14 protein-coding genes are annotated in these 17271 nt (G+C 59.9%); 13 read left to right on the top strand and 1 reads right to left on the bottom strand.

Features of this window, described 5'->3' with window-relative positions:
- The first annotated feature begins 63 nt into the window (after window positions 1-63).
- The 11 genes from edd to BMY54_RS06305 all read left to right on the top strand — a co-directional run bounded on the left by edd (window position 64) and on the right by BMY54_RS06305 (window position 13797).
- A complete protein-coding gene (edd, locus tag BMY54_RS06355) occupies window positions 64-1890 on the top strand; it encodes a phosphogluconate dehydratase (RefSeq protein ID WP_093430466.1) in 1827 nt (608 codons plus the stop codon).
- On the top strand, window positions 1887-2846 hold the full coding sequence (locus BMY54_RS06350) for a glucokinase (RefSeq protein ID WP_093430465.1): 960 nt from the start codon (window positions 1887-1889) through the stop codon (window positions 2844-2846). The genes edd and BMY54_RS06350 overlap by 4 nt, the downstream gene beginning before the upstream one ends.
- A gap of 180 nt (window positions 2847-3026) precedes the next feature.
- Complete coding sequence (locus BMY54_RS06345; protein WP_003227460.1) at window positions 3027-3758, top strand: response regulator; 732 nt, start codon at window positions 3027-3029, stop codon at window positions 3756-3758.
- Window positions 3748-5217, top strand: coding sequence for an ATP-binding protein (locus BMY54_RS06340; protein WP_093430464.1), 1470 nt, complete (start codon window positions 3748-3750; stop codon window positions 5215-5217). Before BMY54_RS06345 ends, BMY54_RS06340 begins: the two co-directional genes overlap by 11 nt.
- Before the next feature lie 311 nt (window positions 5218-5528).
- Window positions 5529-6788, top strand: a complete 1260-nt coding sequence (locus BMY54_RS06335; protein WP_093430463.1) for a D-mannose isomerase — start codon at window positions 5529-5531, stop codon at window positions 6786-6788.
- A gap of 130 nt (window positions 6789-6918) precedes the next feature.
- The gene (locus tag BMY54_RS06330) at window positions 6919-8220 is read left to right on the top strand and encodes an ABC transporter substrate-binding protein (RefSeq protein WP_016983700.1); all 1302 of its coding nucleotides are present in this window, start codon (window positions 6919-6921) and stop codon (window positions 8218-8220) included.
- A gap of 156 nt (window positions 8221-8376) precedes the next feature.
- Window positions 8377-9285 carry a carbohydrate ABC transporter permease gene (locus BMY54_RS06325; protein WP_007917874.1) on the top strand — a complete coding sequence of 303 codons (909 nt, stop codon included), beginning with the start codon at window positions 8377-8379 and terminating at the stop codon, window positions 9283-9285.
- The gene (locus BMY54_RS06320) at window positions 9278-10123 is read left to right on the top strand and encodes a carbohydrate ABC transporter permease (protein WP_093430462.1); all 846 of its coding nucleotides are present in this window, start codon (window positions 9278-9280) and stop codon (window positions 10121-10123) included. The genes BMY54_RS06325 and BMY54_RS06320 overlap by 8 nt, the downstream gene beginning before the upstream one ends.
- A 2-nt stretch (window positions 10124-10125) precedes the next feature.
- On the top strand, window positions 10126-11286 hold the full coding sequence (locus BMY54_RS06315; RefSeq protein ID WP_038369188.1) for an ABC transporter ATP-binding protein: 1161 nt from the start codon (window positions 10126-10128) through the stop codon (window positions 11284-11286).
- A 193-nt stretch (window positions 11287-11479) separates the two neighbouring features.
- Complete coding sequence (locus tag BMY54_RS06310) at window positions 11480-12829, top strand: carbohydrate porin (RefSeq protein WP_093430461.1); 1350 nt, start codon at window positions 11480-11482, stop codon at window positions 12827-12829.
- A gap of 113 nt (window positions 12830-12942) precedes the next feature.
- The gene (locus BMY54_RS06305; protein ID WP_093430701.1) at window positions 12943-13797 is read left to right on the top strand and encodes a D-hexose-6-phosphate mutarotase; all 855 of its coding nucleotides are present in this window, start codon (window positions 12943-12945) and stop codon (window positions 13795-13797) included.
- A gap of 208 nt (window positions 13798-14005) precedes the next feature.
- On the opposite strand, the gene BMY54_RS06300 is transcribed toward BMY54_RS06305, so the two are convergent.
- Complete coding sequence (locus BMY54_RS06300) at window positions 14006-14866, bottom strand: MurR/RpiR family transcriptional regulator (RefSeq protein ID WP_171057240.1); 861 nt, start codon at window positions 14864-14866, stop codon at window positions 14006-14008.
- A 226-nt stretch (window positions 14867-15092) separates the two neighbouring features.
- Between BMY54_RS06300 and zwf the strand changes: the two genes are divergently transcribed.
- Entirely contained in the window at window positions 15093-16559 is a 1467-nt protein-coding gene (gene zwf / locus BMY54_RS06295) for a glucose-6-phosphate dehydrogenase (protein ID WP_064119140.1), read from the top strand.
- Window positions 16546-17256: a 6-phosphogluconolactonase gene (gene pgl / locus BMY54_RS06290; RefSeq protein WP_034153386.1), complete on the top strand. Its 711-nt coding sequence runs from the start codon at window positions 16546-16548 to the stop codon at window positions 17254-17256. Before zwf ends, pgl begins: the two co-directional genes overlap by 14 nt.
- The last annotated feature ends 15 nt before the right edge of the window (window positions 17257-17271 follow it).

Raw genomic sequence — 17271 nt, 5'->3', positions numbered from 1 at the left:
ACAACGGCGTTTGATCAGCATAGACAATCAGGTCGCCACATCCGTTAGCCTGGAGTTCTACACATGCATCCCCGCGTCCTTGAGGTCACCGAACGGCTTATCGCCCGCAGCCGCGCCACGCGTCAGGCTTACCTTGCACTGATTCGCGGCGCCGCCACCGACGGGCCGATGCGCGGCAAGCTGCAATGCGCCAACTTCGCCCACGGCGTGGCCGGTTGCGGCAGCGAAGACAAGCACAGCCTGCGGATGATGAACTCGGCGAACATCGCCATTGTTTCTTCGTATAACGACATGCTCTCGGCGCACCAGCCGTACGAAGTGTTCCCGGAACAAATCAAGAATGCCCTGCGCGAAATCGGCTCGGTCGGCCAGTTCGCGGGCGGTACGCCGGCGATGTGCGACGGCGTGACCCAAGGCGAGCCGGGCATGGAACTGAGCCTGCCGAGTCGCGAAGTGATCGCCATGTCGACCGCCGTGGCGCTCTCGCACAACATGTTCGACGGCGCGCTGATGCTCGGCATCTGCGACAAGATCGTGCCGGGCCTGATGATGGGGTCGCTGCGTTTCGGTCACCTGCCGACGATATTCGTCCCGGGCGGGCCGATGGTCTCGGGGATTTCCAACAAGGAAAAAGCCGACGTGCGGCAGAAGTACGCCGAAGGCAAAGCCACCCGCGAAGAGCTGCTGGAATCGGAGATGAAGTCCTACCACAGCCCGGGTACCTGCACCTTCTACGGCACCGCCAACACCAACCAGTTGCTGATGGAAGTCATGGGCCTGCACTTGCCGGGCGCCTCGTTCGTCAACCCGAACACGCCGCTGCGTGATGCGCTGACCCGCGAAGCCGCGCACCAAGTGACTCGTCTGACCAAACAAAATGGCAACTTCATGCCGATCGGTGAAATCGTCGACGAGAAGTCGCTGGTCAACTCGATTGTTGCGCTGCACGCCACCGGCGGCTCGACCAACCACACCCTGCACATGCCGGCCATCGCCATGGCGGCGGGCATTCAACTGACCTGGCAGGACATGGCCGACCTCTCCGAAGTCGTGCCGACCCTGAGCCACGTTTACCCGAACGGCAAAGCCGACATCAACCACTTCCAGGCGGCTGGCGGCATGTCGTTCCTGATCCGCGAACTGCTCGGCGCCGGCCTGCTGCACGAAGACGTCAACACCGTACTCGGCCACGGCTTGAGCCAGTACACCAAAGAGCCGTTCCTCGATAACGGCCAGTTGGTATGGCGCGAAGGCCCGACGGACAGCCTCGACGAAAACATCCTGCGTCCAGTGGCGCGTGCGTTCTCGGCGGAGGGTGGTCTGCGCGTGATGGAGGGCAATCTCGGTCGCGGTGTGATGAAGGTTTCTGCGGTCGCGTTGGAAAACCAGATCGTCGAAGCGCCAGCCATGGTGTTCCAGGATCAGCAGGACTTGGCCGATGCATTCAAGGCCGGTTTGCTGGAGAAGGATTTTGTCGCCGTGATGCGCTTCCAGGGCCCGCGTTCCAATGGCATGCCGGAACTGCACAAGATGACGCCGTTCCTCGGCGTGCTGCAGGATCGCGGCTTCAAAGTCGCGCTGGTGACCGACGGGCGGATGTCCGGTGCCTCGGGGAAAATCCCCGCAGCGATTCACGTCAGCCCGGAAGCTTATGTCGGTGGCGCTTTGGCGCGCGTGCAAGAGGGCGATATCATCCGCGTCGATGGCGTCAAAGGCACCTTGGAACTGAAGGTCGACGCCGCCGAATTTGCAGCGCGCGAACCCGCCAAAGGCCTGTTGGGCAACAACATCGGCAGCGGGCGCGAACTGTTTGGCTTCATGCGCATGGCCTTCAGCTCGGCGGAGCAGGGCGCCAGCGCCTTCACTTCTGCCCTGGAGACGCTTAATTGAAACTGGCTTTGGTCGGTGATATCGGAGGCACCAACGCGCGGTTTGCGTTGTGGAAAAACCAGCAACTGGAATCGGTTCAGGTGCTGGCCACGGCCGACCATGCCAGCCCGGAAGAGGCGATCAGCCTCTATCTGAGCGGGCTCGGTCTGGCGCCTGGTTCGATCGGTTCGGTGTGCTTGTCCGTGGCAGGTCCGGTCAGTGGTGATGAATTCAAATTCACCAACAATCACTGGCGCTTGAGTCGCACAGCGTTCTGCAAAACCTTGCAGGTCGAGCAGTTGTTGCTGGTCAACGACTTCTCGGCGATGGCGCTGGGCATGACCCGTTTGCAGCCCGGCGAATTCCGCGTGGTCTGCGAGGGCACGCCGGAGCCGTTGCGCCCGGCGGTGGTGATCGGCCCGGGCACTGGCCTTGGCGTCGGCACCTTGCTCGATCTTGGCGAGGGCCGTTTCGCGGCGTTGCCGGGCGAGGGCGGGCATGTTGATCTGCCGTTGAGCAGTCCGCGTGAAACGCAGCTGTGGCAGCACATCCACAACGAAATCGGCCATGTCAGCGCCGAAACCGCATTGAGCGGCGGCGGTTTGCCACGGGTTTACCGGGCGATCTGTGCGGTCGATGGGCATGAGCCAACGCTTGATACCCCGGAAGCGATCACGGCGGCCGGTCTTGCGGGTGATCCGATTGCCCTGGAAGTGCTGGAGCAGTTCTGCTGCTGGCTCGGCCGCGTGGCCGGCAACAACGTGCTGACCACGGGCGCACGTGGCGGGGTGTATATCGTCGGCGGGGTGATTCCCCGGTTTGCCGATTTCTTCCTCGAAAGCGGTTTTGCCCGCAGCTTTGCTGACAAAGGCTGCATGAGCGATTACTTCAAAGGCATTCCGGTGTGGCTGGTGACAGCGCCGTATTCCGGCCTTGTCGGTGCTGGCGTGGCCCTGGACCAATCAATCCCAACCTGAAATGCAATCACCCCTGTGGGAGCGAGCTTGCTCGCGAATGCGGAGTATCAGTCAACCCAAATGTTGAATGTAACGACGCCTTCGCGAGCAAGCTCGCTCCCACAGTGGTTCTATGGTGTTTGTTAGTTTGATGCTTAAGGCATAATCCGCCCCAATTCCAACAACAAGGATGCCTTCGAAGTGAGCTCAGTCAACAAGTCGATATTGTTGGTCGATGACGACCAGGAAATACGCGAGTTGCTGGAAACCTACCTGACCCGCGCCGGGTTTCAGGTACGGGCCACCGCCGACGGTGCCAGTTTCCGTCAGGCCCTCAACGAGGCGCCGAGCGATCTGGTGATCCTCGATGTCATGCTGCCCGACGAAGACGGCTTCAGCCTGTGCCGTTGGGTGCGTCAGCATCCGCGTCAGGCGCAGGTGCCGATCATCATGCTCACCGCCAGTTCCGACGAAGCCGACCGCGTGATCGGTCTGGAACTTGGCGCCGACGACTACCTCGGCAAACCCTTCAGCCCCCGCGAACTGCAAGCGCGCATCAAGGCGTTGCTGCGGCGTGCGCAATTTGGACAGGAGCGCAGTGGCAGCGACGTGCTGGCCTTTGACGAGTGGCGGCTGGACATGGTCAGCCATCGCCTGTTTCACACCGATGGCGAAGAAGTAATTCTCTCCGGTGCCGACTTCGCCCTGCTGAAACTGTTCCTTGATCACCCGCAGGAAATCCTCGACCGCGACACCATCGGCAACGCCACCCGTGGTCGCGATTTGATGCCGCTCGATCGCATCGTCGACATGGCCGTCAGCCGTTTGCGCCAACGCCTGCGCGACACGGAAAAACCGCCACGGCTGATTCGTACCGTGCGCGGCAGTGGCTACCAACTGGCAGCCAACGTGGTTGCCGGCAATGGCCACTGAGTCGCTGCGCAAATTCGCCGCCAAAGTGCCGATGCCGCGCTCGCTGCTCGGGCGGATGTTGCTGCTGACGTTGCTCGCGGTGCTGTTCGCGCAGACCTTGTCGAGCGTGATCTGGGTCTCGCAACTGCGCGCTACGCAGCTCGAAGGCCTGGTCACCAGCGCCCGCAGCCTTGCCCATTCGATGACCGCCAGCGTCAGTTACTTCCGCTCGTTGCCGGTGGCTTATCGGCCGTTGGTGCTCGATCAATTGCGCAGCATGGGCGGCACGCGATTCGTGGTGACGCTCAACGACAAGCCACTGGGCATGGATGTGCTACCGGTGACGCCGCGTAAAGCGGCGGTGATGAAAGCGGTCGACGAAGTGCTGCGTCAGACGCTCGGCAATGACACGGATATTTCGGTGACCTTTGTCAGCCCCGAAGATCTGCGGATTTTCAACGCCGGGCTGAAGCTTGATGAGCTGCCGCGCTCTTGGGCGCATTACGCGTTGACTCTGGAACCGGTGAACCCACCCGTGCTGGTCACGCAGATTCAAATGGCCCCGGGCGAATGGCTGTACATCGCCTCGCTGTTGCCGGAGCCGTACACCAGTCTTGAAGAGCAAGGCCTGCCATCGCAGCAGGTGTGGTTCATCGTTCTCACCAGCGGATTCTTGCTGCTGTTCATCGGCCTGCTGGTGCATTGGCAGAGCCGGCCGCTCAAGCGTCTGGCGCGGGCGGCGCGGGATTTGTCGCTGGGTGCCGACGTCGAGCCAGTGGCCGAGGGCGGCGGCAGTGAAGTGGTGGAAGTGGGCCGCGCCTTCAACACCATGCGCGAGCGCATCAGCCGTTACCTGACCGAGCGCAGCCAGTTGTTCAGCGCGATCTCCCATGACCTGCGCACGCCGATTACCCGATTGCGCTTGCGCGTCGAATTGCTTGAAGACGAACAGCTGCAGGCCAAGTTCGGCCGTGATCTGGATGAGTTGGAACTGCTGGTCAAAGGCGCGCTGCAATGTGTGAAGGACACCGACATCCACGAGAACATCGAGCCGGTGGACTTGAACCACGTGCTCGACTGTCTGGTGGAGCCGTATCTGGCGCCGCACGGCAATGGCCGCGTGACGCAGCAGGGCAAGGCGCTGGCGGCTTATCCGGGCAAACCGCTGGCGTTGAAGCGCTGCATCGGTAACCTGATCGACAATGCGTTGAAGTACGGGCAAAACGCGCATTTGCACATCGACGACGATGAGCGCGCGTTTGTTCTGCACGTCGACGATGAAGGGCCGGGTGTTCCAGAGCAGCGGCTGGAGCAAGTGTTCGAACCGCACTTCCGTCTGGCGGGGCAGCAGCAGGGTTATGGCTTGGGGTTGGGCATCGCGCGCAATATTGCCCACAGCCATGGTGGGGAAGTGACGCTGCAGAATCTGCGTGAGGGTGGGTTGCGGGTGACCCTGCAATTGCCGCGTTCGGCGGATTGAGTCAAAGGCTTTTCCTCACCCTAGCCCTCTCCCAGGGGGAGAGGGGACCGATCGCGTTGTTCATTCGAATTGCGCCGACCTGATGCATTGAGTCGATTATGGATTCGGTACAGCTCTTTCAGGTCGGCGCAACTCTTCAGCATTCTGCGATCGGCCCCCTCTCCCTACGGGCGGTCCGACGTTTCGGGAGGGCTGGGGTGAGGGTCGCTCTTTGTCACCGCTCAGTGACAAACCCCGCCCCCTTCGTTACAAGACCTCCCCAGCCCGTTGTTTAGACTCCCCCGCAGTCATAACAACAAAAAAGGCCACCCATGGATCTCTTCCAACCCGGCTTCAGCAGTTGGCTGAACGCCCCTGCCCACCAGCAATGGCTCGCCGCCGAAGGCCTGCGCCTGCTGGATTTCGCCAAGGCATCGAAACTGCCTGAAGGCTTCGGCAACCTCGACGAACGCGGCCGTCTGCCAGCGAACGCACAAGCCGAAACGATGAACACCGCGCGCATGACCCACAGCTTCGCCATGGCTCACATTCAGGGCCTGCCGGGTTTCGCCGAGCTGGTCGATCACGGCATCGCCGCCCTGCGCGGGCCGTTGCGTGACGCCCTGCACGGTGGCTGGTTTGCGGTCGCCGAACACCGCGATGACAACACCGGCAAGAACGCCTACCTGCATGCCTTTGTCGCACTCGCCGCCAGCTCTGCGGTGGTCGCACAACGTCCTGGCGCCCAGGCGTTGCTGGATGACGCCGTCGACATCATCGACACGTATTTCTGGAGCGAAGAAGAGGGCGCCATGCGCGAATTCTTCAATCGCGACTGGAGCGAAGAAGAAGCCTATCGCGGCGCCAACAGCAACATGCACGCGACCGAAGCGTTCCTTGCGCTGGCCGATGTCACTGAAGATCCGCGCTGGTTGATTCGCGCGCAACGCATCGTCGAACGCGTCATTCACGGGCACGCCGCCGCCAACGGTTACATGGTCATCGAGCACTTCGACCGCGACTGGCAGCCACTACGCGAATACAACCACGACAATCCCGCTGACGGCTTCCGCCCTTACGGCACCACGCCGGGCCACGGTTTCGAATGGGCGCGGCTGCTGCTGCACCTCGAAGCTGCGCGGGTGCAAGCCGGCATGCTCACGCCCGGTTGGCTCGCCACCGATGCGCAAAAACTGTTCGAGAACAATTGCCGCAACGGTTGGGATGTCGATGGTCTGCCGGGCATCGTCTACACCCTCGACTGGGACAACAAAGCCGTCGTTCGCCATCGCCTGCATTGGACGCACGCCGAGGCCAGTGCCGCTGCCAGCGCCTTGCTCAAACGCACCGGCGATGCGCAATACGAAACCTGGTACCGGCTGTTCTGGGAATTCTGCGAAGTGAATTTCATCGACCGTTGCAACGGTAGCTGGCATCACGAACTCAACCCGCAAAACCTGCCAAGTGCCGATATCTGGCCGGGCAAACCCGATCTGTATCACGCCTGGCAAGCCGTGCTGATCCCTCGTCTACCCTTGTCACCGAGTATGGCAACGGCTCTGGCGCAGTTGTCCCAGAGCGTTGTCATGTGACCAATCATGTAACCATGTAGTGACATTCGCGCGTCCCTTCGTTACCTGCGAAGGGAAACGTCCTGTTTAAACTCCTGTGCAGCGCAAGCACCAGACTTGCATGCATAACAACAAGAAAGGTACATCTCAGATGAATGCGATTTCTCGCCTCGCTACTGTCATTTCTGTCGCCTCCCTGTTCCCGCTCGCAATTCTGCCTCTCAGTGTTTCTGCTGCCGAATCCAAAGGTTCGGTCGAAGTCGTGCATTGGTGGACGTCCGGTGGCGAAAAAGCTGCCGTTGATGTGCTCAAGGCCCAAGTCGAAAAAGACGGTTTCACCTGGAAAGACGGCGCTGTCGCCGGTGGTGGCGGTGCAACGGCCATGACCGTGCTGAAAAGCCGTGCCGTTGCCGGCAACCCGCCTGGCGTAGCCCAGATCAAAGGCCCGGACATCCAGGAATGGGCGTCGACCGGTCTGCTCGACACTGACGTGTTGAAAGACGTCGCCAAGTCGGAAAAGTGGGACAGCCTGCTCGACAAGAAAGTCTCCGATACTGTGAAGTACGACGGTGATTACGTGGCCGTGCCGGTGAATATTCACCGCGTGAACTGGCTGTGGATCAACCCGGAAGTGTTCAAGAAAGCCGGGATCACCAAGAACCCGACCACCCTCGAAGAATTCTACGCCGCTGGCGACAAGCTGAAGGCTGCGGGCTTCATTCCGCTGGCTCACGGCGGTCAGCCTTGGCAGGACAGCACCGTGTTCGAAGCCGTGGTGCTTTCGGTCATGGGTGTCGATGGTTACAAGAAAGCCCTGGTTGATCTGGACAACGCCGCGCTGACCGGCCCGGAAATGGTCAAGGCACTGACCGAGCTGAAGAAAGTCGCGACCTACATGGACGCCGATGGCAAAGGTCAGGACTGGAACCTGGAAGCGGCCAAGGTCATCAACGGCAAGGCCGGCATGCAGATCATGGGTGACTGGGCCAAGTCCGAATGGACCGCCGCCAAGAAAGTCGCCGGCAAGGATTACGAGTGCGTAGCCTTCCCGGGCACCGACAAGGCGTTCACCTACAACATCGACTCGCTGGCCGTGTTCAAGCAGAAGGACGCAGGCACTGCGGCCGGTCAGCAGGACATCGCCAAAGTCGTGCTGGGTGAAAACTTCCAGAAAGTCTTCAGCATCAACAAAGGCTCGATCCCGGTGCGCAACGACATGTTGAACAACATGGACAAGCTCGGTTTCGACTCCTGCGCACAGACTGCTGCCAAAGACTTCCTGGCGGACGCCAAGTCCGGCGGCTTGCAGCCAAGCATGGCGCACAACATGGCGACCACGCTGGCGGTGCAAGGCGCGTTCTTTGATGTGGTGACCAACTACATCAACGACCCGAAAGCCGACCCGGCCGACACCGCCAAGAAACTGGGCGCAGCGATCAAGTCGTCCAAATAAGCGTCGGTAGCGCAGGCTTCTCCTGTGGGAGCGAGCCTGCTCGCGAAGGCGTCGTGTCAGTTGCTCCATCCGTCGACTGACACACCGTTTTCGCGAGCAGGCTCGCTCCCACAAGGGATCTCACTGTAGTTTTTATTCCCTGTACTGGATTTCCCCATGAGTTCTGTTGCTGTGTTCAGCAAGGCCTCGCCGTTCGATGCATTGCAACGCTGGCTGCCAAAACTGGTGCTGGCGCCGAGCATGTTCATCGTGCTGGTGGGCTTCTATGGCTACATCCTGTGGACGTTCGTGCTGTCGTTCACCACCTCGACGTTCCTGCCCAACTACAAATGGGCCGGTCTGGCGCAATACGCGCGGTTGTTCGACAACGATCGCTGGTGGGTCGCGAGCAAGAACCTCGCAGTGTTCGGCGGCATGTTCATCGGTATTACCTTGGTGATTGGCGTGTTGCTGGCGGTGTTCCTCGACCAGCGCATCCGTCGCGAAGGCTTTATCCGCACCATTTACCTGTACCCGATGGCGCTCTCGATGATCGTTACCGGTACCGCCTGGAAATGGCTGCTCAACCCGGGCATGGGCCTGGACAAATTGTTGCGTGACTGGGGCTGGGAAGGCTTCCGTCTCGATTGGCTGATCGACCCGGATCGCGTGGTTTACTGCCTGGTGATCGCCGCTGTCTGGCAAGCCTCGGGCTTCATCATGGCGATGTTCCTCGCCGGCCTGCGTGGCGTTGATCAATCGATTATCCGCGCTGCACAGATCGATGGCGCGAGCATGCCGACGATCTACTGGAAAGTGGTGCTGCCAAGCCTGCGTCCGGTGTTCTTCAGTGCAGTGATGATTCTGGCGCACATCGCGATCAAGAGCTTCGACCTGGTCGCGGCGATGACCGCTGGTGGCCCGGGTTATTCCTCCGACCTGCCGGCGATGTTCATGTATTCCTTCACCTTCAGTCGCGGCCAGATGGGCATGGGCTCGGCCAGTGCGATTCTGATGCTCGGCGCGATCCTCGCGATCATCGTGCCTTACCTGTATTCCGAGCTGAGGACCAAGCGCAATGACTAGTCTCGCCGCCAAACCTGCTATCAGCCTGAGTCGCATCGCGATCTACGCGGTGCTGATCATCGCCGTACTGCTTTATCTGGTGCCGCTGGTGGTCATGTTGCTGACCAGCTTCAAGACCCCGGAAGACATCAGCACCGGCAACCTGCTGAGCTGGCCGACCGTGGTCAGCGGCATCGGCTGGGTCAAGGCCTGGGCCACGGTTGACGGTTACTTCTGGAACTCGATCAAGATCACCGTTCCGGCCGTAATCATCTCCACCGCCATCGGTGCATTGAACGGTTATGTGCTGTCGTTCTGGCGCTTCCGTGGTTCGCAGTTGTTCTTCGGTCTGCTGTTGTTCGGCTGCTTCCTGCCGTTCCAGACCGTGCTGCTGCCGGCCTCGTTCACCCTCGGCAAGATGGGCCTGGCGAGCACCACCACCGGTCTGGTGTTTATCCACGTGGTTTACGGTCTGGCGTTCACCACGCTGTTCTTCCGTAACTATTACGTGAGCATTCCGGATGCGCTGGTGAAAGCCGCACGCCTCGACGGCGCAGGTTTCTTCACGATTTTCCGCCGCATCATTCTGCCGATGTCGACGCCGATCATCATGGTTTGCCTGATCTGGCAGTTCACCCAGATCTGGAACGACTTCCTGTTCGGTGTGGTGTTCTCCAGCGGTGATTCGCAACCGATCACGGTGGCGCTGAACAACCTGGTCAACACCAGCACCGGCGCCAAGGAATACAACGTTGATATGGCAGCGGCGATGATCGCCGGCCTGCCGACCCTGCTGGTCTATGTGGTCGCAGGCAAGTATTTCGTGCGCGGGCTGACAGCCGGCGCAGTCAAGGGGTAATCATGGCAACGCTCGAACTTCGCAACGTCAACAAGACCTACGGTGCCGGCCTGCCGGACACCCTGAAGAACATCGAACTGTCGATCAAGGACGGTGAATTCCTGATCCTCGTCGGCCCGTCGGGCTGCGGCAAGTCGACCCTGATGAACTGCATCGCCGGTCTGGAAACCATCACCGGCGGCGCGATCATGATCGGCGATCAGGACGTCAGCGGCATGAGCCCGAAGGATCGCGACATCGCCATGGTGTTCCAGTCCTACGCGCTGTACCCGACCATGAGCGTGCGCGAGAACATCGAATTCGGCCTGAAGATCCGCAAGATGCCGCAGTCGGCGATCGACGAAGAGGTCGCGCGCGTCGCCAAGCTGTTGCAGATCGAACACCTGCTGAACCGTAAGCCGGGTCAACTCTCCGGTGGTCAGCAACAGCGTGTAGCGATGGGCCGTGCCCTGGCGCGGCGACCGAAGATTTATCTGTTCGACGAACCGTTGTCCAACCTCGACGCCAAGCTGCGCGTCGAGATGCGCACCGAAATGAAACTGATGCACCAGCGCCTGAAAACCACCACGGTCTACGTGACCCACGACCAGATCGAAGCAATGACCCTGGGCGACAAGGTGGCGGTGATGAAGGACGGCATCATTCAGCAGTTCGGCACGCCAAAAGAGATCTATAACGACCCGGCCAACCTGTTCGTGGCGAGCTTCATCGGTTCGCCGCCGATGAACTTCATCCCGCTGCGTCTGCAGCGCAAGGACGGTCGTCTGCTGGCGCTGCTCGACAGCGGTCAGGCGCGTTGCGAGTTACCGATGAGCATGCAGGACGCCGGGCTCGAAGATCGCGAAGTGATCCTCGGTCTGCGTCCTGAACAGATCGTTTTGGCGAACGGCGAGGGCAATGGCTTGCCGAGCATTCGCGCCGAAGTACAGGTGACCGAACCGACCGGTCCGGACACCCTGGTGTTCGTCAACCTCAATGACACCAAAGTCTGCTGCCGTCTGGCGCCGGATGTGGCGCCGCAGGTGGGCGAGAACCTGACACTGCAATTCGATCCATCGAAAGTGCTGTTGTTTGATGCCAACACCGGTGAGCGCCTCGGCACTGCCGGTCAACCACAGACCGATGCGCGGTCTGCGAACGTCGCCCAGTTCAAGGGGCGCTGAGGAACAAATGTGGGAGCGAGCCTGCTCGCGAAAGCGGTCTGACATCCAGCATTGATGTCCCCTGTTACACCGCATTCGCGAGCAGGCTCGCTCCCACAAAGGAGCACGCGGTGGATTGCCTGTAATCCATCGCACTGTATGTAAACCGCGTTAGATAAAAACAGTTAATAACAATAAAGACGAGGATGTAGGGATGAAAAAGAAACACGTCAATGCCCGGTTGATCTGCCAAGTGTCGGCTGCGGCGGCCTTGGTGCTGGCCGGTAACGCCATGGCGGCGGATGCCTTCAGTTCCGATTCGAAATGGATGACCGGCGACTGGGGTGGCGAGCGTACCAAGCTGATCGAGCAGGGTATCGACATCAAGGCTGACTACGTTGGGGAAGTCGGTGGCAACCTGCACGGTGGCTACAACGACGACAAGACTGCGCGTTACGCTGACCAGTTCGGTCTGGGCGTGGCACTCGATCTGCAAAAGCTGTGGGGCTGGGATAACACTCAGGCGAAGATCCAGCTGACCAACCGTAACGGTTACAACATCTCCAACGACCGCGTTGGCGATCCGCGTGCCGGCACCTTGAGTTCGTCGCAAGAAGTTTACGGCCGTGGCCACATGGTGCGTCTGACCCAGTTGTGGATTCAGCACCAGTTCTTCGACAACAAACTCGACGTCAAGGCCGGTTACTTCGGTGAAGGCGAAGACTTCAACACCTTCCCGTGCGACTTCCAGAACCTCGCGTTCTGCGGTTCGCAAGTGGGTAACTGGGCGACCAACATCTGGTACAACTGGCCGGTCAGCCAGGCCGCGATCCGTGTGAAGTACAACATCAACGACGAGCTTTACGCGCAGATCGGTGCGTACAACCAGAACCCGTCGCAGTTGGAACACGGCAACGGCTTCAAGCTCAGTGGCAGCGGCACCAAAGGTACCGTTCTTCCGGTCGAGCTGGTCTGGTCGCCGAAGGTCAACAGCCTGCCAGGCGAATACCGTGTGGGTTACTACAAGAGCACGGCCGATGCCGACGACGTTCGTGAAGACGTCAACGGTTTCGACGCAGCCACCACTGGTGATGCCTACAAAACCCACAGCAGCAAAAGCGGCTACTGGTTTGTGGCGCAACAGCAACTCACCAGCCACAACGGTGATGCTTCTCGCGGTCTGAATATTGCCGCCAACGCCACGTTCCACGACAAGGACACCAACTTCATCGACAACTACCAGTCGGTGATGTTTGTCTACAAAGGCCCGTTCGACGCGCGTCCGAAGGATGACGTCGGTATTGGCGCGGCGCGTATCCACGTTAACGATGACGTGAAGAAAAACGCCGAACTGCTGAACGCTTCCAACGGGGTTTCGGACTACGACAATCCGGTGTTCTCGCCGATTCGTGAAACCGAATACAACTACGAGATCAACTACGGCTTCCACGTCACCAACTGGCTGACCGTACGTCCTAACCTGCAATACATCACTCACCCGGGTGGTGTGGATGAAGTGGACAACGCTTTGGTCGCTGGCCTGAAAATTCAGTCTACGTTCTAACGCGTCTGCGATAAGCTCCTCTCTATGTGCGCATATTTGCGGACAGCCCAGGCTGTCCGCTTTTTTTTGGGGGCTGGCGCAGCCCGTAACAGATGAATTCGGAACCGTGGCAAATGCATGAGCATCCGCTACAACGCTTCTTCAAATCCTTGCGTGAACAACCGGTGTTCGCCTGGGAGCGCTATCAGATGCGCGACGTGTTGGTGATCGATCACCCGCTGTGTCAGGCGGTGTTCAGTCGTCAGGGCGCACAGTTGCTGCACTTTCAGCCGCGTGGGCAAAAGCCGTGGTTGTGGTGCGCGGCGAAGTGGCCGCACGTGGGTGCCATTCGCGGTGGCGTGCCGGTGTGCTGGCCGTGGTATGGCCGTCATCCCAGCGAAAACGCCTGGCCATCGCATGGTTGGGCGCGCTTGCTCGACTGGAAGTTGCTCGACAGCAGCAGCGCCGAAGACGGCGTGCGCCTGCATTGGCAATTGCAGCTGTGCGACTGGCAGGTCGACCTGCACGCGCATTTGGGCGAACGCATGGAATTACGCCTGAGTACCGAGCATCAGGACGACATGCCATGCCAGTTGAGCCAGGCTTTGCACGCTTACTGGCGTATTGGTGATGTCGGTGAGATAGCGCTGTCTGGGCTTGAAGGGGCGCAGGGCTATGACCAGTTGAACCGGCAGATTTGTCAGCAGGAAGGCGAGTTGCGAGTGGATGGCGGCTGTCAGCGGGTGTTCCAGCATGACGGTGAATTGCAACTGAAAGATCACGCCTGGCAGCGCGAGTTGTGCATTGATACCGGTGACAGTGCGGATACGGTGGTCTGGCATCCGGGCGCGCGGCCGTTGTTGGGCGTGACGTGGGATGAGATTTCGGAGTTTGTCTGCGTGGAAGCGGCGGCGGGTGGGACTGACAGCCTGCATTTAGCGCCGGGGGAGAAGGCGCATTTGAGTTTGCAGGCGTGGGCGGCGGCTTGAGTGTGTCAAGTACACCGCTACCCTCACCCTAGCCCTCTCCCAGAGGGAGAGGGGACTGATTGCGGGATATTGGAGAGTTTCACCGAAATGAAAGATCGGCTGTGAATCCATAATCGACTCGGTCTCTCAGGTCGATGCATGACGGAAGACACGTCGGTCGGCCCCCTCTCCCTCCGGGAGAGGGCTGGGGTGAGGGTGCTTTTGATCTTTAGTTGAATTCATCCCCAACCGGATACCGGCTCGCATTCAAACTCTCTTTGATCTTGCGCAGATGCGGCTGGAAATCCACCCCGCGACGCAAGGTCATCCCCGTCGCCAACACATCCAGCACGGTCAACTGAATGATCCGCGATGTCATCGGCATATAGATGTCAGTGTCTTCCGGCAACGGAATATTCAGGCTCAAGGTACTCGCCTTGGCCAGCGGCGAATTCTCCGCCGTCAAACCCAACACCGAAGCACCGTTCTCCCGAGCAATACGCGCCACTTCGACCAGCTCACGCGTACGCCCGGTGTAGGAAATGATCACGAACAACTCACCGGTGTGCGCCACCGAGGCAATCATCCGCTGCATCAACACATCGGCATGCGCGGTCACCGCCAGGTTGAAGCGGAAGAACTTGTGCTGCGCATCCAGTGCCACCGGTGCCGAAGCGCCGAGGCCGAAGAAGTGGATCTGCCGCGCCTGAATCAACAGGTCGACGGCGCGGCTGATCAGGTTCGGGTCCAGCGCCTGACAAGCACTGTCCAGCGAGGCAATGGCACTGCCGAAAATCTTTTGCGTGTACGCCTCTGGATTGTCGTCGGCCTCGACCGCGCGGCTGACATACGCCGCGCCACTGGCCAGACTCTGCGCCAGTTGCAGTTTGAGTTCGGGATAGCCGCTGACACCGAACGAACGGCAGAAACGGTTGACCGTCGGTTCGCTCACCGAGGCTGCCTGGGCGAGGGCGGCGATGCTGAAGCGGGTGGCCTGCTGCGGGTTGAGCAGGATCACCTCGGCGACTTTGCGTTCGGCCTTGTTCAGGTCTTCAAGGCGACTCTGGATCTGTTCCAGTAAATTTCGCACGCGGTCCATATGGAATTCCTAATTCACCTGCGCAAAGGTGCGCCGGGCTATGCAAATTGGGCCTTTGATATGGCCCGTAACGGTGGCCTATCCTACTGATGCGTCCGAGCGACCACCACTCGGAATCTGTATTTTGCGAAAATGTTGTGGTTATTACTACATTTTCCCTTGAGTGATGCCTTGAAAAAAGGTATTTGTAGCTTAACTTGATAAAAGAACAAACATCATGCCTTCGATTACGGTTGAACCGTGCACCTTTGCCTTGTTCGGCGCGCTTGGCGATCTAGCCCTGCGCAAGCTGTTTCCTGCCCTTTATCACCTCGATGGCGCCGATCTGTTGCACGAGGACACGCGCATCATCGCGTTGGCCCGTGAAGAAGGTTCCGAGCAACAGCACATGGCGTTCATCGCCGCCGAACTGCGTCGTTATGTGGGCAAAGAGCTGGACGAGGCCGTCGCTGAGCGTTTTCTCGCACGCCTGACCTACCTGCACGTCGACTTCCTCAAATCCGAAGATTACGTGGCGCTGGCCGAACTGGCTGGCAGCACGCAACGCATGATTGCCTACTTCGCCACCCCTGCGGCGGTGTACGGCGCGATCTGCGAGAACCTGGCGAAAGTCGGTCTGGCGGAAAACACCCGCGTGGTGCTGGAAAAACCGATCGGCTCTGACCTCGAATCGTCGCGCAAAGTGAATGACGCCGTGGCGCAGTTCTTCCCGGAGAACCGCACCTACCGCATCGATCACTATCTGGGCAAAGAAACCGTTCAGAACCTGATCGCCCTGCGTTTCGCCAACAGCCTGTTCGAAACCCAGTGGAACCAGAATTACATCTCCCACGTGGAAATCACCGTGGCCGAGAAGGTTGGTATCGAAGGCCGCTGGGGCTACTTCGACAAGGCCGGCCAGTTGCGCGACATGATCCAGAATCACCTGTTACAGCTGCTGTGCCTGATTGCCATGGACCCGCCGGCCGACCTCTCCGCCGACAGCATCCGCGACGAAAAGGTAAAAGTGCTCAAGGCCCTGGCGCCGATCAGTCCGGAAGGCCTGACCACGCAGGTCGTGCGTGGCCAGTACATTGCCGGCCACAGCGAAGGCAAATCCGTACCGGGTTACCTCGAAGAGCCGAATTCCAATACCCAGAGCGACACCGAAACCTTCGTCGCTTTGCGTGCCGATATCCGCAACTGGCGCTGGGCCGGCGTGCCGTTCTACCTGCGCACCGGCAAACGCATGCCGCAAAAACTGTCGCAGATCGTCATCCACTTCAAGGAACCGTCGCACTACATCTTCGCCCCTGAGCAGCGTTTGCAGATCAGCAACAAACTGATCATTCGTCTGCAACCGGACGAAGGCATTTCCTTGCGCGTGATGACCAAAGAGCAGGGCCTGGACAAAGGCATGCAACTGCGCAGCGGCCCGCTGCAACTGAATTTCTCCGACACCTGGCGTAGCGCGCGGATTCCCGATGCCTACGAGCGGTTGTTGCTGGAAGTGATGAACGGCAATCAGAACCTGTTTGTCCGTAAAGATGAAATCGAAGCCGCGTGGAAGTGGTGTGACCAACTGATCGCCGGGTGGAAAAAATCCGGTGACGCGCCCAAGCCGTATGCGGCGGGGTCGTGGGGGCCGATGAGCTCCATTGCATTGATCACGCGGGACGGGAGGTCGTGGTATGGCGATATCTGATGTGCAACTGCCTGCGGGCGTGAATGCCCACGAATTCAAAAGCCCGGTGTTGTTGGCCGAAGGTCTGGCGCTGAACGTGGCCAAGCAATTGAGCGAAGCCATTGCTGCACGCGGCAACGCGGTGCTGGTGGTGTCTGGCGGTCGTAGCCCGGTGGCGTTTTTCCAGCACCTGGCCAAGCAGGAACTGGACTGGTCGAAGGTCGTCGTGACCCTCGCCGACGAGCGCTGGGTACCGGTTGAACATGCCGACAGTAATGCCGGTCTGCTCAAGCAGTATCTGCTCAAAGGCCCGGCGGCCAAGGCGCAGTTCCTCAGCCTGTATAGCGCGGCGGCCAACGTCGAGCAGGCTGCTGAACAGGCTGATCGCTTGCTTGCCGAATTGCCGCCGATTGACGTGCTGGTATTGGGCATGGGTGATGACGGCCACACGGCGTCGCTGTTCCCCGACAGCCCGAACCTCGCCGAAGCGCTGCAGGCTGATGGCACGCGTCGTTGCTGGCCGATGCTGGCGCCAAGCGTGCCGCGTCAGCGTCTGACCATGAGCCGTGCGCTGCTGGCCTCGGCCAAACACAAGATTCTGTCGATTTCCGGTCAGTCGAAACTGACCACCCTGAATGCCGCACTGGCATCCGACGTCGCCGCCATGCCGGTGCGCGCGTTTCTGCAACCTACGTTAGAGATTTACTGGTGCCCATGAGCCAAGGAACAGCCG

It is taken from the genome of Pseudomonas sp. ok266 (genome assembly GCF_900110195.1).
GTDB classification, from domain to species: Bacteria; Pseudomonadota; Gammaproteobacteria; order Pseudomonadales; family Pseudomonadaceae; genus Aquipseudomonas; species Aquipseudomonas neuropathica.
This window is presented reverse-complemented; position numbering and strand designations above follow the sequence as displayed.

Bases quoted from the DNA above. Each gene is read 5' to 3' on its own strand.
- edd (WP_093430466.1), top strand. From the start codon at position 64: ATGCATCCCCGCGTCCTTGAGGTCACCGAACGGCTTATCGCCCGCAGC.
- BMY54_RS06340 (WP_093430464.1), top strand. From the start codon at position 3,748: ATGGCCACTGAGTCGCTGCGCAAATTCGCCGCCAAAGTGCCGATGCCG.
- BMY54_RS06335 (WP_093430463.1), top strand. From the start codon at position 5,529: ATGGATCTCTTCCAACCCGGCTTCAGCAGTTGGCTGAACGCCCCTGCC.
- BMY54_RS06330 (WP_016983700.1), top strand. From the start codon at position 6,919: ATGAATGCGATTTCTCGCCTCGCTACTGTCATTTCTGTCGCCTCCCTG.
- BMY54_RS06325 (WP_007917874.1), top strand. From the start codon at position 8,377: ATGAGTTCTGTTGCTGTGTTCAGCAAGGCCTCGCCGTTCGATGCATTG.
- BMY54_RS06320 (WP_093430462.1), top strand. From the start codon at position 9,278: ATGACTAGTCTCGCCGCCAAACCTGCTATCAGCCTGAGTCGCATCGCG.
- BMY54_RS06315 (WP_038369188.1), top strand. From the start codon at position 10,126: ATGGCAACGCTCGAACTTCGCAACGTCAACAAGACCTACGGTGCCGGC.
- BMY54_RS06310 (WP_093430461.1), top strand. From the start codon at position 11,480: ATGAAAAAGAAACACGTCAATGCCCGGTTGATCTGCCAAGTGTCGGCT.
- BMY54_RS06305 (WP_093430701.1), top strand. From the start codon at position 12,943: ATGCATGAGCATCCGCTACAACGCTTCTTCAAATCCTTGCGTGAACAA.
- zwf (WP_064119140.1), top strand. From the start codon at position 15,093: ATGCCTTCGATTACGGTTGAACCGTGCACCTTTGCCTTGTTCGGCGCG.
- pgl (WP_034153386.1), top strand. From the start codon at position 16,546: ATGGCGATATCTGATGTGCAACTGCCTGCGGGCGTGAATGCCCACGAA.